Annotated in this window: 15 protein-coding genes; 13 read left to right on the forward strand and 2 right to left on the reverse strand. The window is 58.8% G+C overall.

Features of this window, described 5'->3' with window-relative positions; genetic code table 11:
* The first annotated feature begins 49 nt into the window (after window positions 1-49).
* Genes lpxD through lpxB form a run of 5 tightly spaced genes read left to right on the forward strand, consistent with a single transcriptional unit; the run spans window position 50 to window position 4,447 of the window.
* Window positions 50-1,117, forward strand: a complete 1,068-nt coding sequence (gene lpxD, locus HGP17_RS03930) for a UDP-3-O-(3-hydroxymyristoyl)glucosamine N-acyltransferase (protein ID WP_168806108.1) — start codon at window positions 50-52, stop codon at window positions 1,115-1,117.
* A complete protein-coding gene (gene fabZ, locus HGP17_RS03935) occupies window positions 1,110-1,583 on the forward strand; it encodes a 3-hydroxyacyl-ACP dehydratase FabZ (RefSeq protein WP_168806110.1) in 474 nt (157 codons plus the stop codon). The genes lpxD and fabZ overlap by 8 nt, the downstream gene beginning before the upstream one ends.
* Window positions 1,580-2,395: an acyl-ACP--UDP-N-acetylglucosamine O-acyltransferase gene (lpxA, locus tag HGP17_RS03940; protein WP_168806112.1), complete on the forward strand. Its 816-nt coding sequence runs from the start codon at window positions 1,580-1,582 to the stop codon at window positions 2,393-2,395. Before fabZ ends, lpxA begins: the two co-directional genes overlap by 4 nt.
* Before the next feature lies 1 nt (window position 2,396).
* On the forward strand, window positions 2,397-3,278 hold the full coding sequence (locus HGP17_RS03945) for an LpxI family protein (RefSeq protein ID WP_168806114.1): 882 nt from the start codon (window positions 2,397-2,399) through the stop codon (window positions 3,276-3,278).
* Window positions 3,275-4,447 (forward strand): lipid-A-disaccharide synthase, encoded by a 1,173-nt coding sequence (gene lpxB, locus HGP17_RS03950; RefSeq protein WP_168806116.1) that lies wholly within the window; start codon window positions 3,275-3,277, stop codon window positions 4,445-4,447. Before HGP17_RS03945 ends, lpxB begins: the two co-directional genes overlap by 4 nt.
* 26 nt (window positions 4,448-4,473) lie before the next feature.
* Here the strand turns inward: lpxB and gltA are convergent, their stop codons facing one another.
* Window positions 4,474-5,763, reverse strand: a complete 1,290-nt coding sequence (gene gltA, locus HGP17_RS03955; RefSeq protein ID WP_168806118.1) for a citrate synthase — start codon at window positions 5,761-5,763, stop codon at window positions 4,474-4,476.
* A gap of 280 nt (window positions 5,764-6,043) precedes the next feature.
* Here gltA and HGP17_RS03960 point away from each other — a divergent pair, with 280 nt between their 5' ends.
* Window positions 6,044-8,503 (forward strand): ComEC/Rec2 family competence protein, encoded by a 2,460-nt coding sequence (locus HGP17_RS03960; RefSeq protein WP_246703951.1) that lies wholly within the window; start codon window positions 6,044-6,046, stop codon window positions 8,501-8,503.
* Here the strand turns inward: HGP17_RS03960 and lexA are convergent.
* Window positions 8,484-9,209, reverse strand: coding sequence for a transcriptional repressor LexA (gene lexA, locus HGP17_RS03965; protein ID WP_168806120.1), 726 nt, complete (start codon window positions 9,207-9,209; stop codon window positions 8,484-8,486). The two genes, HGP17_RS03960 and lexA, sit on opposite strands and share 20 nt — an antisense overlap.
* 395 nt (window positions 9,210-9,604) lie before the next feature.
* Between lexA and HGP17_RS03970 the strand changes: the two genes are divergently transcribed.
* The 7 genes from HGP17_RS03970 (at window position 9,605) to HGP17_RS04000 (ending at window position 17,300) form a co-directional block, all read left to right on the forward strand.
* Complete coding sequence (locus HGP17_RS03970; RefSeq protein WP_168806122.1) at window positions 9,605-10,492, forward strand: VOC family protein; 888 nt, start codon at window positions 9,605-9,607, stop codon at window positions 10,490-10,492.
* On the forward strand, window positions 10,489-11,328 hold the full coding sequence (kdsA, locus tag HGP17_RS03975) for a 3-deoxy-8-phosphooctulonate synthase (RefSeq protein WP_168806124.1): 840 nt from the start codon (window positions 10,489-10,491) through the stop codon (window positions 11,326-11,328). The genes HGP17_RS03970 and kdsA overlap by 4 nt, the downstream gene beginning before the upstream one ends.
* A gap of 149 nt (window positions 11,329-11,477) precedes the next feature.
* Window positions 11,478-12,752, forward strand: a complete 1,275-nt coding sequence (gene eno / locus HGP17_RS03980; RefSeq protein ID WP_168806126.1) for a phosphopyruvate hydratase — start codon at window positions 11,478-11,480, stop codon at window positions 12,750-12,752.
* 236 nt (window positions 12,753-12,988) lie between these two features.
* A complete protein-coding gene (locus HGP17_RS03985) occupies window positions 12,989-13,300 on the forward strand; it encodes a septum formation initiator family protein (protein ID WP_168806128.1) in 312 nt (103 codons plus the stop codon).
* A 157-nt stretch (window positions 13,301-13,457) separates the two neighbouring features.
* Window positions 13,458-14,501 (forward strand): pyruvate dehydrogenase (acetyl-transferring) E1 component subunit alpha, encoded by a 1,044-nt coding sequence (pdhA, locus tag HGP17_RS03990; RefSeq protein WP_168806130.1) that lies wholly within the window; start codon window positions 13,458-13,460, stop codon window positions 14,499-14,501.
* A 15-nt stretch (window positions 14,502-14,516) separates the two neighbouring features.
* A complete protein-coding gene (locus HGP17_RS03995; protein WP_168806132.1) occupies window positions 14,517-15,902 on the forward strand; it encodes a pyruvate dehydrogenase complex E1 component subunit beta in 1,386 nt (461 codons plus the stop codon).
* A 15-nt stretch (window positions 15,903-15,917) separates the two neighbouring features.
* The gene (locus HGP17_RS04000) at window positions 15,918-17,300 is read left to right on the forward strand and encodes a pyruvate dehydrogenase complex dihydrolipoamide acetyltransferase (protein ID WP_168806134.1); all 1,383 of its coding nucleotides are present in this window, start codon (window positions 15,918-15,920) and stop codon (window positions 17,298-17,300) included.
* Window positions 17,301-17,311 lie beyond the last annotated feature (11 nt).

Genomic DNA, 17,311 nt, shown 5'->3' on the forward strand with positions numbered 1-17,311 from the left:
TCGGCAGTCCAGAACTGCGGGCTTGAACACCGTTCTGGAGCTGGTGCTTATGGAACATACACGTTTTTTCCCGCTCCATGGTGGAGTAAGCCTAGGTCAACTGGCTGAACATCTTGGGGCGGAACTGGCTGATGCGGCCTCTTCGGAGGTCGCCATCAAGTCTATCGCTCCTGTCTATCGGGCAGGCGAAGGCGATATCTGTTATATCCTTTCCCGGAAGAATCGCGCTGAGCTCGAGACCTGCAAGGCCTCGGCGATTATTTGCCTGCCAGCGCTGAAATCCTTCATTCCCGCGCATATACCGGTTCTTCTGTCGAAGAAGCCGCATACGGATTTCGCGATTGTTGGTTGCTTGCTCCATCCAGAAGCAACGCAGCCGGTTGCGTTCACGTCGAGTCCCGCGGTTATTTCGCCGACCGCCGTCATCGATCCCGCTGCACGGCTGGAAGCCAACGTTGGTGTCGAGCCGGGTGCGGTCATCGGCGCAGGTGCGGAGATCGGCGAGGGAACACGTGTCGGCGCCAACGCGCTGATCGGTCCAGGCGTAAAGATCGGTCGCAACTGCAATATCGGTGGTGGTGCGAGTGTGCTCTGCGCCTATCTCGGTAACGGGGTTATTGTCCACAATGGCGCGCGCATCGGCCAGGATGGTTTCGGCTATGCGCCGGGTCCTCGCGGCATGGTGAAGATCGTCCAGATCGGACGCGTCATCATCCAGGATAATGTCGAGATCGGTGCCAATACGACGATCGATCGCGGCACGATGGATGACACCGTGATTGGTGAAGGCACGAAGATCGACAATCAGGTTCAGATCGGACATAACGTCCGTATCGGTCGCCATTGTGCAATCGTCAGCCAGGTTGGAATTGCCGGTAGCACGGTGATTGGCGACGGTGTGCAGATCGGTGGTCAGGCGGGATTGAACGGCCATATCCATATCGGTGATGGCGTGCAGATCGGTGCCAAGAGCGGTGTTATGAACAGCATTCCGGCGGGCGAGCGTTATGCTGGTCTTCCAGCGCGCCCCCTGTGGGATTTTCTAAGGGAATCGGCGGAGATCGCAAAGCGGTCAGGAGCCAGAGAAAAGAAAGACGGGAGTGCGGAGCATGACTGAGGAAACCAAGACGTCGTTGTCGTCGGCCGACGTTCTGGAAATAATGAAGCTTTTGCCGCATCGCTATCCGTTTCTGATGGTCGACAAGATCATCGAGATCGATAGCGACAATTCCGCAATCGGCATCAAGAACGTCACGGCGAACGAGCCGCAATTCACCGGGCATTTCCCGGAATCGCCGATTATGCCGGGCGTGCTGCTCATCGAAGGTATGGCGCAGACAGCCGGCGCGATCTGCGCGCGCAAGGACGGGATTGGCGGCAACCTCGTTTATTTCATGACGATCGACAATGCCCGCTTCCGCAAGCCGGTGGTTCCGGGCGACCGCGTCGAGTTCCACGTCGTCAAGCAGAAGCAGCGTGGCACGATCTGGAAATTCCACTGCGATGCCAAGGTCGATGGTTCTCTGGTCGCTGAAGCCGATATCGGCGCGATGATCGTGAGGAAGGATCAGAAAGAGGCATGAGCAGCATCGCAAAAAGCGCGAGCATTCATAAGTTCGCGGTCGTTGAGGATGGTGCCGTCATCGGCGAGAATGTCGTGGTCGGACCGTTCTGCCACGTCGGCCCCAAGGTCGTGCTGCATGACAATGTTCATCTGTTGACGCATGCGGTCGTGACCGGCCGGACGACGATCGGCAAGGGAACGAAGATATTTCCTATGGCGATTGTCGGAGGCGATCCGCAGAGTGTTCATCACGGCGGAGAAGAGACGACGCTGGATGTCGGTGAGAACTGCACCATCCGCGAAGGCGTAACGATCAATACCGGTACTGCCGACTACGGCGGCAAGACAATTGTCGGCAACAACAATCTCTTCCTTGCCAATTCCCATGTCGCCCATGATTGCCGCGTCGGCAATAACGTCATCATGTCGAACAACGTGATGCTGGCGGGACATGTGATCGTTGAGGATCGCGCCATTCTCGGCGGCGGCTGTGCCGTTCATCAGTTTACCCGCATCGGCCGGCAGGCGTTCATCGGCGGCCTTTCCGCTGCGAGCTATGATGTCATCCCTTATGGCATGCTCAATGGCAATCCGGGTGTGCTCTCGGGCCTCAATATTGTCGGCATGTCGCGTGCAGGTATTGACCGCGCCGTCATTCACCGCGTTCGCCGCGCCTACAAGACGATCTTTGAAGGCGATGGTTCGATCCGGGATAACGCCGCTGCTATCCGGGATGAATATGCGGATTGCAAGGAAGTGATCGAAATCCTTGATTTCATTGCTGCCGATAGCGATCGTGCGCTGTCGTCACCCAATCGCGGCAAGAGCTGACGTGGTCTCCAGCGGCCAGGATGGCAGAGGCAGACTGGCGATTATCGCAGGCAGTGGGCTGCTACCCGTTTATGTCGCCGATGCTGCCCGCGACGCCGGTGAAAATCCTGTTATTATCGCTTTGACTGATGAAGCCGACCGTGATTGGTCGGCTTTCGATCATGCCAATCTTGGCGTCGGTAACTTCGCCGGTCTCGAGGCCATGTTCCGCAAACACGGCGTTGATCGCGTCGTCATGTCCGGCGGCGTAGCGCGTCGGCCCTCGTGGCGCCAGGTGCATCCGACATGGCGCGTGATCCGCGAGCTGCCCTCGACCATCCGCACACTCTTATCCGGCGGCGACAATGCCGTTCTGCAAATGGTCATCCGATTGATCGAAGCAGGCGGTGTCCGAGTTGTTGGTGCCCATGAGATCGCGCCTGATCTGTTGGCGACGACGGGCCCGCTCGGAAAATTCTCGCCATCGGATGAGGATCTGCGCGATATTGCCCAGGGCGCCAAGGCGGCCGATGCGCTGGGGCTGCTTGATGTCGGGCAGGGCTCGGTGAGCGTCGGTGGTCGCGTCGTCGCTCTCGAAGGGGCTGAAGGCACGGACAAGATGATTGAGCGAGTAGCCGAGTTGCGTGCGGCCGGCCGCATCTCCACGCGTCGACGCGGCGTGCTGGTCAAGCTTTGCAAGCCACAACAGGATGTCCGGGCCGATCTGCCCTCGATCGGTGTTTCGACGGTCTTGAATGCGAAGAAGGCCGGCCTCGCCGGTGTCGCCATAGAGGCGGGCAGGGCGCTGGTTCTCGATCGCGATGCCGTCATTGCCGCCGCGGATGAGGCAGAAATCTTCGTCTGCGGGATTGATCGCGGCCTCAGCGCGGAGGGTTTCATGTGAGTGCCGCTGCTTTGAAGCTCGCTGTCGTGGCCGGTGAAGTGTCTGGCGATCTTCTGGGCGGCGACTTGGTGGCCGCGCTGAAGCGTCGCTACGAAGGCCCTGTGGAACTGGTGGGTGTCGGCGGCGAAGCATTGGAAGCTCAAGGCCTGCAGTCGCTTTTCGATTATTCCGAACTCTCGATCATGGGGTTCATTCAGGTCATCAAGCGTCTGCCGAAACTGCTCGCGCGCATCCGGCAGACGGCCGAAGCGATCATTGCTGCCAAGCCGGATGTGCTGCTCATCATCGATAGCCCCGATTTCACGCATCGTGTCGCAAAGCGGGTGCGCAAGGCGCTACCTGACGTTCCGATCGTCGATTATGTCTGCCCGAGCGTCTGGGCATGGAAGGAATATCGCGCGCAGAAGATGCTCGCCTATGTCGACCACGTCCTTGCCGTCTTGCCGTTCGAGCCAGCGGCAATGGAGCGTCTGGGCGGCCCGGCCACAACCTATGTCGGCCACCGACTGACCGTCGATGCAGATCTGCTCGAGACGCGCCGCCAGCGTGCAGCGCGCGGGCTCGATACACAGAAGACGATCCTGTTGTTGCCAGGATCGCGTGCATCGGAGATACGGCAGCTGCTTCCGGTTTTTGAGCAGGCTACCAATGAACTTAGTCGGCGAAATAAAGATATCCGTTTCCTGCTGCCAACCGTACCGCGGCAGGAGGCCTTGGTGCGCTCTCTCGTTGCCAACTGGCAGGTGAAGCCGGATATCGTCGTCGGGCAAGCGGCCAAATGGAGCGCTTTCGCTCAGGGAGAGGCCGCGATGGCGGCGTCCGGCACCGTGATCCTTGAACTGGGTCTTGTGGGCGTTCCCGTCGTCTCGACCTATAAGACGGAGTGGCTGGCGAAGTTCGTGCTGTCGCGCATCAAGATATGGACGGCGGCCTTGCCGAACCTGATTGCCGATTACGCTGTGCTGCCCGAACTCATCAACGACGTTCTGAGGCCGGGAATGCTGGCGCGCTATATGGAGCGTCTGTCGAATGAGACTCCGGAACGTGCGGCCATGCTTGCCGGCTACGATCTGGTCTGGGAGCGAATGCAGACCGAAGAGCCGCCTGGCGACAAGGCGGCGCAGATTGTTCTGGACGTTTTAGCCCATAAAAAAACCGGTCATCTCTGACCGGTTTTTTGTTTCAGGTCCAAAGCTTAGCGCTTGGAAACAGGCACGTATTCGCGCAGCGGAGCGCCCGTGTAGAGCTGGCGCGGACGGCCGATGCGCTGATGCGGATCCTCGATCATTTCGTTCCACTGAGCGATCCAGCCGACGGTGCGGGCAAGAGCGAACAGAACGGTGAACATGGTCGTGGGGAAGCCGAGAGCCTTCAGCGTGATACCCGAGTAGAAGTCGACGTTCGGGTAAAGCTTCTTCTCGATGAAGTACTCGTCGGTCAGAGCGATACGCTCGAGTTCGATCGCGATGTCGAGCAGCGGATCGTCCTTGATGCCGAGTTCGCCGAGAACTTCGTGCGCGGTCTTCTGCATGATCTTGGCGCGCGGATCGTAGTTCTTGTAGACGCGGTGGCCAAAGCCCATCAGGCGGAACGGATCGTTCTTGTCCTTGGCGCGAGCGATGAATTCCGGAATGCGATCGACGGTGCCGATCTCGTTCAGCATGTTCAGCGCGGCTTCGTTGGCGCCGCCGTGAGCCGGACCCCAGAGGCAGGCGATGCCAGCAGCGATACAGGCGAACGGGTTGGCGCCGGAGGAGCCAGCCAGACGAACCGTAGAGGTCGAGGCGTTCTGCTCGTGATCTGCGTGCAGGATGAAGATGCGGTCCATGGCGCGGGCGAGCACCGGATTGACGACATATTCTTCGCAGGGAACGGCAAAGCACATGCGCAGGAAGTTCGACGCATAGTCGAGATCGTTCTTCGGATACACAAAGGGCTGGCCGATATGGTATTTGTAAGCCATGGCGGCAAGCGTCGGCATCTTCGCGATCATGCGCAGGCTAGCGACCATGCGCTGGTGCGGATCGGTGATATCCGTGGAGTCGTGATAGAAGGCAGAGAGCGCGCCAACGCAGCCGCACATGACGGCCATCGGATGCGCGTCGCGGCGGAAGCCGGTGAAGAAGCGCGACATCTGCTCGTGCACCATCGTGTGATGGGTGACGCGATGATCGAAGTCCTTCTTCTGTGCTGCCGTCGGCAGTTCGCCGTAGAGAAGGAGGTAGCAGACTTCGAGGAAATCGCCGTGTTCAGCCAACTGGTCGATCGGATAACCGCGATGCAGCAGAACGCCTTCGTCGCCATCGATATAGGTAATGCTGGACTCGCACGACGCGGTGGAGGTGAAGCCAGGATCGTAAGTGAAAGTGGAGGTGTTCTTATAAAGGGCACCAATATCAATGACACTTGGGCCGATGGTTCCGGTCTTCACCGGCAAGTCCACCGTCTTTTCACCCCAAGTTAGTTTCGCGCTTTGTTCCGTCATGCTGATCCTCCAAGATTTGGCGGGATTGACGCCATAAAAAGCGCCAAAAGGTTAAGCGACTACCGACTAGCTATATGATCCAGAGCCTAATGCCAAGTTATCCTAACGCCGAATTGTGCATTGCAGTATCAACTTTTGGGCACTGCACTACGGTGATACCGTTCATCATGCCTCTATATTCGCTTTATTTAACTCCCGTACGGCGGATTTTGGTTGAAATCACTGAATGGTGACGGCAAAAATCGCGCTTAAGCTGTGGTTTTGCGTGGGGTAGGCGGGGATGCCTAATTTAGAGGCACCGGAGCGGCAGAAGGTTGGCAAGGATGTTGTTCCGCCTTCGCTGCCTCACCGTGCCGTGGCGCTGCTTGCTCCGCGTGCCAAAGCTGGACGAGGGACCAGAACACAGGATCAAGTCCATTTTCCAAGGCGGCTTCTGCTTCTTCTCGCCTATAGTAAAATCCATATTGGACGCCTGATAGAGGAGGAGGCGGCGCACGGCCGCCGCATCCTGTTCGCGCCGATCTATATGGGGATCGGAGCCATCTTCTGGTTTGAAGTGGGCAGCGATCCGCCGTTGCAAACGGTTTTGGCTGCGCTGCTGATTTTTACGCTTGCGTTTTTTCTGCGGCCTGAGGCAGGACGCCTGCTTCGCAATTTTCTCTTTGCCGGGATGCTGGTGTCCCTCGGTGCTGCCCTGGCGCAGTTGGAGAGCTGGCGCGTATCCACCGTGATGCTCGACTCGCCCGTTACGACGACTGTCACCGGTCAGGTCGAGAGACGCGAATCCTATGACAACGGGCGCTGGCGCTATGTCGTCAAAGTCGACTCGACGGAAAAGCCGCGTATTCACCGACCTCCGGAGCGGGTGACCATCTTTGTGCGCAAACAGGCCGAGCCGTTCAATCTCGGTGATCGTATAGAGGGCAGAGCGCAATTGACGCCGCCGGCAGGGCCGGCCCTCGCCGGACTGAACGATTTTGCCTTCAGCTCTTATTTCAATGGCATTGGCGCAAACGGCTTTGCCTATGGCACGCCGACCTTATTGTCTCCGGCCAGTGATATCGTCGGGAATTCGTGGCTCGACAGCGCAGATATCTGGCTTGCGGGCTTGCGAAACGGCATAGGAGACAGGATCAGGCGGACGTTGCCCGGTGACACCGGTGCGTTTGCGGCGGCGCTCGTCACCGATGAGAGACGTGCTATTTCAGACGAAACGACCGATGCCCTGCGAACGGCCGGCTTGACGCATATCATTGCCATCTCGGGTCTCAATATGGCCCTGTCGGCCGGCATTTTCTATATCGGTCTCCGCTACTTTTTCAGCCTGTTTCCGGGCCTCGCGCAGGCATGGCCCACGAAAAAGATCGCCGCCCTCGGGGCGCTGATAACAGTGACGGCCTATTACCTCATATCGGGCTTTGGCGTCTCGGCCGAGCGCGCCTTCATCATGATGGCAATCATGCTGATTGCAGTCTTGTTCGATCGGCCCTCTCTGAGTTTGCGCAATGTTGCCCTGTCGGCCATTGTCATTCTCGTCCTATCGCCGTCGCAGGTACTGGGACCGAGCTTCCAGATGTCCTATGCGGCAACGCTGGCGCTTGTATCCGGCTATACGTTATGGAAGCGACGGCGGCATCGCGAAAATATCCTCGAGCGCTTCAGGCTGCTTCGCCCTTTGCTCTTCGTATCGCGTTTCTTCGGCGGGATCCTATCGACCTCCTTTATTGGCGGTGCGTCGACCGCCATTTTCTCGATTGAGCATTTTCACCGACTGGCGACATACGGGCTTGCCGCCAATCTGGCCGCAATGCCGGTCGTCTCCTTTATCGTCATGCCCTTTGGCATGGTGGCCATGCTGCTGATGCCGTTCGGGTTGGACGGACCATTCTGGCAAGTCACCGGCGAGGGACTAGCGCTCGTGATCCTGATTGCCAAGACGGTCGCCGGATGGGGCGGTGATATAACCTTCGGCCGCCAGCCGGCATGGCTGATGCCGACCTTCATATCCGGCTTTCTCATCATGACGATGCTGCGGACGCGCCTGCGTCATCTGGGATTGTTGCTGGTATTGTCGACCATCGGCATTGCGGCATCCGGTTCCGGCGTGCCGAAGCCGGATATGATCATATCCGAAGATGGCGTTCTCGTCGCTTTGCGCCAGGACGATATACTGGCGACCAACCGCGAAAGGCCGCAGGCCTTCATCTTCGAACAATGGCAAAAGGCGCTGGTTGCCGCTGAGCATCAACCGCCAACCATGCTGCCCGCTGATAATAGCCTGCCTCAAATCAGCAAGAAGGAGCGACGGCGTCGGTTAAGCAAAGAAGAGCAGGCTGCGGTCCGCAAGGCCATGGAAAGCGCATTGGATCAGACGATGCAAGGCAGCTTTGCATGCCAAAAGGGAGCTTGGTGCGTCGCCATGCTGGAGAACGGCTCCATGCTGATCACCATCGAGAATGCAGCCTATCTGCCACCCGCCTGTGATACGGGAAACATCGTCGTTACGCCCATACGCCTACGCCTGGATCATTGCCGCTCAGGAGCCATGCTTTTCACCGGAGCGACCCTACGCCGAACAGGAACGGTCGAAATTGATCTAGGCAGCGATACGCCCCAGGTTCTGACGGCCTTCGAAGACCCTCAACGCCCATGGACACACCATCGCATTTACGATTGGCGCACAGGTACCTACGGTGCGCCAATCAAATCGGTGTCGCCGACTAGTGATAGCGACGAATAAGCCCGACCAGTTTCCCTTGAACCTTGACGCGATCCGGCCCGAAGATGCGGGTCTCGTAAGCCGGGTTTGCAGCCTCAAGTGCAATCGATGCGCCCTTGCGTCGGAAGCGCTTCAATGTCGCCTCCTCATCGTCGACGAGCGCGACGACGATATCACCCGGATTGGCCGTTGTTGCGTTGCGGATGATCACGGTATCGCCGTCAAAGATGCCGGCATCGATCATCGAGTCGCCACGTACTTCCAGAGCATAATGCTCACCGGAGCCAAGCATATCGGCTGGAACGGTGATGTCATGCGTATTGTTCTGAATAGCGGAAATCGGCACGCCCGCTGCGATGCGACCCATGACCGGCACGGAAGCCGAGCTATGGTGGTCGTCATTGGATACTTTTGGAGCGGGAGCCGGCGGGGCCACCGGCTGTGGTTTGCCAAGGCTGCCCTCGATGACACTGGGTGAAAACCCGCGTCGCGGCTGAAGGCTTGGATTATAGGCATCGGGCAGTTTGATGACTTCAAGCGCTCTTGCCCGGTTCGGCAGTCGGCGAATGAAACCACGTTCTTCGAGAGCGGTGATCAGGCGGTGAATACCGGACTTGGATGCAAGATCCAGTGCGTCCTTCATCTCGTCGAAAGATGGAGGGACGCCGGACTCCTTCATCCGCTCGTGAATGAAGAGAAGCAGTTCCTGCTGCTTGCGCGTCAACATCGTCTTGGAACCCCAGAATCAAGAAAATCGTCGTGAAACAAATCCAGAACGGACACTATATGTTCCATATGTGTTCCGCAAGTGCTTAAATTTCGTTAACGCGCCGGCTGGTGAGTTAGATATTAAAGATTATCGAATGGATCATGCTCTCCGCAGACGCGACCAAGTCAATGACAATTCATTGAAAAATATAATGAAACTACCGTGTAGCCGATCGCGACGGTTTTGATCGCCATATTTGTCCATCATGGGCGGATAAGGCTGCTTTGCTCTCCGACCGCTCATTCGGGAGAGAGAATCAGTCACTCCTTTTGCCTGTCCGGCCGGGATGCTTTCATCTTGAATTCAGCATCGGATCGGCGCACACGTGAGACTATCGAAAGATCGGAGATGCCATGACCTCGTTGCTGCATCCGCTGGACCATCTTGTCCTGCCTACAGTCAATATCGCTTTGGCCCGTGAGCGTCTCGGCAAGCTCGGTTTTACGGTGGCACCAGATGCACGCCATCCCTTCGGTACGGAAAACGCATGCGTGTTCTTTGCCGACAAAACCTATCTCGAGCCTTTGGCCGTGGCGTCACTCGATGAATGTGAGCGGAGCATCGACGAAGGCAACATCTTCGTCGCCCGCGATCAGGCATATCGCTTCCGGCTTGGTGACGAAGGTTTTTCCGCCGTGGTTTTCGGCACCGACGATGCTATCGCCGACGATAAGCGGTTCCGGTCAAGCTCGATATCTGCGGGTCAGATGCTGGATTTTTCACGCATGATGAAAATGCCGGATGGCACCGAAACCATGGCGGGATTTCGCCTTGCATTTGCAGCCGATTTGCGGGCGCCGGACTTCTTGGCTTTCTGCTGCCAGCGCATCAATCCGCTTCCAGCCAACCGAAGCGTGCTGGAACGACATGATAACGGCGTTTCGGGTATCGCGCGGGTCGCCATATCCGCCACTAGGCCGGTTGCCTATCGCCACTTCTTTGAAGAGATTATCGGAAGCCCCGAGGTTTCCGAACATTCCTTCGGTCTGACGATAAAGGCGGCAAATGTCGAGGTTGAGCTTTTGACAGCCGAGGGTATGGAGGCCTTTTACGATTTGCCCGTCGCCGCCGATGATCCTGGCCTGCGGGCGCGGGCAATCCTTTTCAAAACGTGCGATCTTTCCGTGACATCGTCGCATTTCGCTGCTAACGGCGTCACATACACGCGTAAGAGCAATCGTTTATTGGCGCGGCTGGCGCCCGGATCGGGCGCTCTGTTCGCCTTTGAGGAGATGGAATGAGCACGAATTCAGAAGTGACCGTCGGCGAAGGTGCCTCCAAGGTCCTGTTCTCGAACACGTCGAAGCTTTCGTTGATCGCCGGGCCTTGCCAGATGGAGAGCCGGGACCACGCCTTCATGGTGGCCGGCGTTCTCAAGGAACTCTGTGCGAAGCTCGGCATTGGCCTTGTCTACAAATCCTCCTTCGACAAGGCGAACCGCACATCGCTGTCGGGCAAGCGTGGCATCGGCCTTGAAAAGGCACTGGAAGTCTTCGCTGACCTCAAGAAGGAATATGGCTTCCCGGTTCTGACCGACATCCATACGGAAGAGCAGTGCGCGATCGTTTCCCAGACCGTCGATATCCTGCAGATCCCGGCCTTCCTCTCGCGCCAGACCGATCTTCTGGTTGCTGCTGCAAAGACCGGCCGTGTCGTCAACGTCAAGAAGGGTCAGTTCCTCGCGCCTTGGGATATGAAGAACGTGCTTGCCAAACTCAACGAGAGCGGCAACCCGAACATTCTTCTATGCGAGCGCGGCGCCTCCTTCGGTTACAACACGCTTGTGTCCGACATGCGCTCGCTGCCGATCATGGCGGCGATGGGCGCGCCGGTCATTTTCGATGCGACCCATTCGGTGCAGCAACCGGGCGGGCAGGGCGGCTCGACTGGCGGCGATCGTCGCTTCGTCGAAACCTTGGCTCGTGCCGCTGTCGCCGTCGGCGTTGCCGGTGTGTTCGTCGAGACGCATGAGGATCCCGACAACGCACCGTCCGATGGCCCGAATATGGTTTACCTGAAGGACATGCCGCGGCTTCTGGAGAAGTTGCTGGCATTCGACGCCATCGCCAAGGCGTAAGAAATATCGGGCCTTCAAAAGGCTGACATGAATATGCGCTACGCGGCCTTAACGAGCGCAAAATCGGGGTGCGGAACGGCATTGTAATTTCCGCACCTTCGATTAAGACGATTTAAATCGATTTATAAACCAGCGAGCAGGAAGCTATCATGACCGCAATCACCGACATTATCGCCCGCGAGATTCTCGACAGCCGTGGCAATCCGACTGTTGAAGTCGATGTCTACCTCGAAGATGGCAGCATGGGCCGCGCGGCGGTTCCGTCGGGTGCATCGACGGGCGCGCATGAAGCCGTCGAGCTGCGCGATGGCGGCAAGCGCTATCATGGCAAGGGCGTCGAGAAGGCCGTCGAAGCCGTCAACTCGGAAATCTTCGACGCCATCGGCGGCATGGATGCTGAGAACCAGATCCAGCTCGACAACATCATGATCGAACTCGACGGCACGCCGAACAAGTCCCGCCTCGGCGCCAACGCCATCCTCGGCGTCTCGCTCGCCGTTGCAAAGGCTGCTGCCCAGAGCGCCAACCTGCCGCTCTACCGTTATGTCGGCGGCGCTCACGCCCGCCTCCTGCCGGTCCCGATGATGAACATCATCAACGGCGGCGCTCATGCCGACAACCCGATCGACTTCCAGGAATTCATGATCCTGCCGGTTGGTGCCGAATCTCTCCGTGACGCCGTTCGCATGGGCTCGGAAATCTTCCATGTTCTCAAAAAGGAACTGGCGTCGCAGGGCCACAACACCAACGTCGGTGACGAAGGCGGTTTTGCACCTGGCCTTTCCAGCGCTCCGGCTGCCCTCGACTTCATTATGAAGTCGATCGAAAAGGCCGGCTACAAGCCGGGCGAAGAAATCGCTCTCGGCCTTGATTGCGCTTCGACCGAATTCTTCAAGGACGGCAAGTACGTGCTCGAAGGCGAAGGCCGCACGCTGGAATCCGGCGCCATGGCTGAATACCTCGCTGAACTCGCCGGCAAGTACCCGATCGTTTCCATCGAAGACGGCATGGCAGAAGACGACTGGGAAGGCTGGAAGACGCTTACCGACCTCATCGGCAAGAAGACGCAGCTCGTCGGCGACGACCTGTTCGTCACCAATTCCGCCCGCCTTCGTGACGGTATCCGCATGGGCGTTGCTAACTCGATCCTCGTCAAGGTCAACCAGATCGGTTCGCTGACCGAGACCCTCGACGCTGTCGAGACTGCGCACAAGGCCAACTACACGGCCGTCATGTCGCACCGCTCGGGCGAAACCGAAGACTCCACGATCGCGGATCTCGCTGTTGCCACCAACTGCGGTCAGATCAAGACCGGCTCGCTGTCGCGCTCCGACCGTCTTGCCAAGTACAACCAGCTCATCCGCATCGAAGAAGCGCTCGGCCCGCAGGCAAAGTATGCCGGCCGCTCCATTCTTCGCGGCTGAGACGGTTTTCGGGATCGTTATCGATCCGCGACGACAGTCATCTTTCAGATCGAACCGCGCCTTCGGGCGCGGTTTTTTATTGGGCCGTTCAGTTACAGTTAGCGGACGGTTAATCTCTCCCGATTAGAGTCGCGCTAGGTCTTTGATTTGATGCGATCTTATCCGTAGCCGCCGTGTTGTCAGCGCGTGCGCGTCTCGGGCTGTTGATCCCAGGCTTGTAGGGCGTTCGATCGAGTATGTGGACAAAATATCATAAGAAGAGAAAGTTCGGCCGTTTCGTTCTTCCTGCTGTCACGGTCGCCTTTGTAAGTTACTTCGGCTATCATTGTGTGCACGGCGACTACGGTCTGAAGGCGACCGAAGTTTTCGAGCAGCGCCGCATCGATCGCAGCAAAGAGCTCGCCGCCCTTGTTTCCAAGCGCGAGCACCTCGAAAAGGAGGTCGCTTTGCTCAGCGACGGCTCTTTGGACAAGGATATGCTCGATCAGTATGCGCGTTACCAGTTGACCTATTCCAAGGCCAACGAGATTGTTATCTTCAATAAATAGCCATAATTAACCGAATTTCGGTTAATCGACTTTTTGTAAGTTATATCAACAACTTGCAAAGAATATGAGCCATGCAATTATAGCATTGCTGTGGCGGACAATCTTCCCTATGTTACCCCTCACCACAAAACGAGGCTACTCACACAGGGAGGGTTGAATGGCGCCGCGAAAAAACGCGACCGTTTCCAGCCGTAAGACAGCATCAAGACCTGCCAAGGAAACCAATGGCGGTCCGATCGCAGATTTCGATCGTGATGCGGAGCTCAAGGCTTATCGTGAGATGCTGCTCATCCGCCGCTTCGAAGAAAAGGCCGGCCAGCTTTACGGTATGGGCTTCATCGGCGGCTTCTGTCACCTCTACATCGGCCAGGAAGCCGTCGTTGTCGGCATGCAGCTGGCTTTGAAGGATGGTGACCAGGTCATCACCGGCTACCGCGACCATGGCCACATGCTGGCAACCGGCATGAGTGCACGTGGCGTCATGGCCGAGCTGACCGGACGCCAGGGCGGCTATTCCCGAGGGAAGGGCGGCTCCATGCACATGTTCTCGAAGGAAAAGAATTTCTACGGAGGTCACGGTATCGTCGGCGCGCAGGTCTCGCTCGGCACCGGCCTTGGCTTTGCCAACTGGTACCGTGGCAATGACAATGTCAGCGTCGCATACTTCGGTGACGGCGCTGCCAACCAGGGCCAGGTCTACGAAAGCTTCAACATGGCGCAGCTCTGGAAGCTGCCTGTCATCTTCGTGATCGAAAACAACCGCTACGCCATGGGCACGTCGACCGCCCGCGCGACCGCGCAGGCCGACTTCTCCAAGCGCGGCGCGTCGTTCGGCATTCCGGGCATTCAGGTGGACGGCATGGACGTCCGCGCCGTCAAGGCGGCTGCTGACGAAGCCGTTGCGCACTGCCGTTCCGGCAAGGGCCCGATCATCCTCGAAATGATGACCTACCGTTATCGCGGTCACTCCATGTCCGACCCGGCGAAGTATCGCTCGAAGGATGAAGTGCAGAAGATGCGTTCCGAGCATGATCCGATCGAGCAGGTTCGTGTGCGCCTTCTCGAAAAGGGCTGGGCGAATGAAGACGATCTGAAGGATATCGACAAGGATGTCCGCGAAATCGTGGCCGACAGCGCCGATTTCGCTCAGAACGATCCGGAGCCGGATGCATCCGAGCTCTACACAGACATTCTGCTCTAATCGGGGAGGGACACTATGCCCATCGACATTCTCATGCCCGCCCTTTCTCCGACGATGGAAGAGGGTACCCTTTCGAAATGGCTCAAGAAGGAAGGCGACAAGGTCGTTTCCGGTGACGTCATTGCCGAAATCGAAACTGACAAGGCCACCATGGAAGTGGAAGCCGTCGACGAAGGCACGATCGGCAAACTGCTGATCGAAGCCGGCACCGAAGGCGTCAAGGTCAACACCAAGATCGCGATCCTCTTGCAGGACGGCGAATCGGCCGACGCGATTTCCGCCGAGAAGGCCGGCCCGGCTGCCGAGCCGGCAAAGGCTGAAGCGCCTGCCGCCGCCGCTGCGCCAGCAGCTGCCGCGCCGGTTCCGGCCCAGCCGAAGGTTGCCGCTGCCGCTGATCCGGAAGTTCCGGCAGGCACGGAGATGGTATCGATGACGGTGCGTGAAGCGCTGCGTGATGCCATGGCCGAAGAAATGCGCGCCAACGAAGACGTCTTCGTCATGGGCGAAGAAGTCGCGGAATACCAGGGCGCCTACAAGGTCACCCAGGGTCTGCTGCAGGAATTCGGCGCTCGCCGCGTCATCGATACCCCGATCACCGAGCACGGCTTTGCCGGTATCGGCGTCGGCGCCGCGATGGCCGGCCTTCGCCCGATTGTCGAGTTCATGACCTTCAACTTCGCCATGCAGGCGATCGACCAGATCATCAACTCTGCTGCCAAGACGCTCTATATGTCCGGCGGCCAGATGGGCGCTCCGATCGTTTTCCGCGGCCCGAACGGCGCTGCGGCTCGCGTCGGTGCCCAGCACAGCCAGGACTACGCAGCCTGGTACAGCCACATTCCGGGCCTGAAGGTCGTCATGCCTTACACGGCAGCCGACGCCAAGGGCCTGCTCAAGGCTGCGATCCGCGATCCGAATCCGGTCATCTTCCTCGAAAACGAAATCCTCTACGGTCAGCACTTCGATGTGCCGAAGCTGGATAACTTCGTTCTGCCGATCGGCAAGGCTCGCATTCACCGTCCGGGCAAGGACGTCACGGTCGTCTCCTTCGGCATTGGCATGACCTATGCCACGAAGGCCGTCGCCGAGCTGGAAGCTCAGGGCATCGATGTCGAACTCATCGACCTGCGCACCATCCGTCCGATGGATCTTCCGACGATCATCGAATCGGTCAAGAAGACCGGCCGCCTGGTCACCGTCGAGGAAGGCTATCCGCAGTCCTCCGTCGGCACGGAAATCGCCACCCGCGTCATGCAGCAGGCCTTCGACTATCTCGATGCGCCGATCCTGACGATCGCTGGCAAGGACGTACCCATGCCCTACGCCGCCAACCTCGAAAAGCTGGCGCTCCCGAGCGTCGCTGAAGTGGTCGATGCGGTGAAGGCCGTTTGCTACAAGTAAGGGGAGGGCTCATCGATGCCTATCAACATCACCATGCCTGCCCTCTCTCCGACCATGGAAGAGGGCAACCTCGCCAAGTGGCTCGTCAAGGAAGGCGACAAGATCAAGTCCGGCGATGTCATCGCCGAGATCGAGACTGACAAGGCAACGATGGAAGTCGAGGCTGTCGATGAAGGCACCGTCGCCAAGATCCTCGTTCCTGCCGGCACCGAAGGCGTGAAGGTCAATGCCCTGATCGCCGTGCTCGCTGCCGATGGCGAAGATGTCGCTGCCGCTGCGTCCAGCGCTGGCGGTGCGGCAGCACCGGCAGCACCGGCTGCAAAGGAAGCACCGAAGGCCGAAGCGGCTCCGGCTGCAGCACCCGCGGCTGCCCCGGCTCCGGCAAGCGTTTCGGCCCCTGCCGCAAACGCTCCGGCTCCCGCTGCATCGGCCCCGGCGGCAAACGACGGTCACCGTACCTTCGCTTCGCCGCTCGCACGTCGTCTTGCCAAGGAAGCTGGCATCGATGTGACTGCGGTTTCCGGCTCTGGCCCGCATGGCCGTGTGGTCAAGAAGGATATCGAAGCTGCGGTTTCCGGCGGCACCGCCAAGGCTGCCCCTGCAGCAACTCCGGCTGCACAGCCGGCTGCCGCTGCTGCTCCAGCTGCTGCGAAGGGCATGTCCGACGACGCCGTCCTCAAGCTGTTCGAGCAGGGTTCCTACGAACTCGTGCCGCATGACGGCATGCGCAAGACGATCGCCAAGCGCCTGCAGGAATCCAAGCAGACGATCCCGCACTTCTACGTTTCGGTCGATTGCGAACTCGATGCGCTGCTGGCGCTTCGCACGCAGCTCAACGATTCGGCTCCGAAGTCGAAGGACGGCGTTCCGGCATACAAGCTCTCGGTCAACGACATGGTCATCAAGGCCCTGGCGCTGGCGCTGCGCGATGTTCCGGATGCCAACGTCTCCTGGACCGACAGCAACATGGTCAAGCACAAGCATGCCGATGTCGGTGTTGCCGTCTCCATTCCGGGCGGCCTGATCACGCCGATCATCCGCAGCGCCGAGCAGAAGACACTCTCCACCATCTCCAACGAGATGAAGGACTACGGCAAGCGCGCCAAGGAGCGCAAGCTGAAGCCCGAGGAGTATCAGGGCGGTACGACCGCCGTGTCGAACATGGGCATGATGGGCGTCAAGAACTTCGCCGCCGTCGTCAACCCGCCGCATGCGACCATCCTGGCCGTCGGCGCTGGCGAACAGCGCGTCATCGTCAAGAAGGGCGAAATGGTGATTGCCAACGTGATGACCGTCACGCTGTCGACCGACCACCGCGCCGTCGATGGTGCGCTCGGTGCCGAGCTTCTGGCAGCCTTCAAGGGCTACATCGAAAATCCGATGGGGATGCTCGTCTGAGCCTTGTTGTG

This window comes from Rhizobium sp. P38BS-XIX (assembly GCF_012641435.1).
Classification (GTDB): domain Bacteria; phylum Pseudomonadota; class Alphaproteobacteria; order Rhizobiales; family Rhizobiaceae; genus Rhizobium.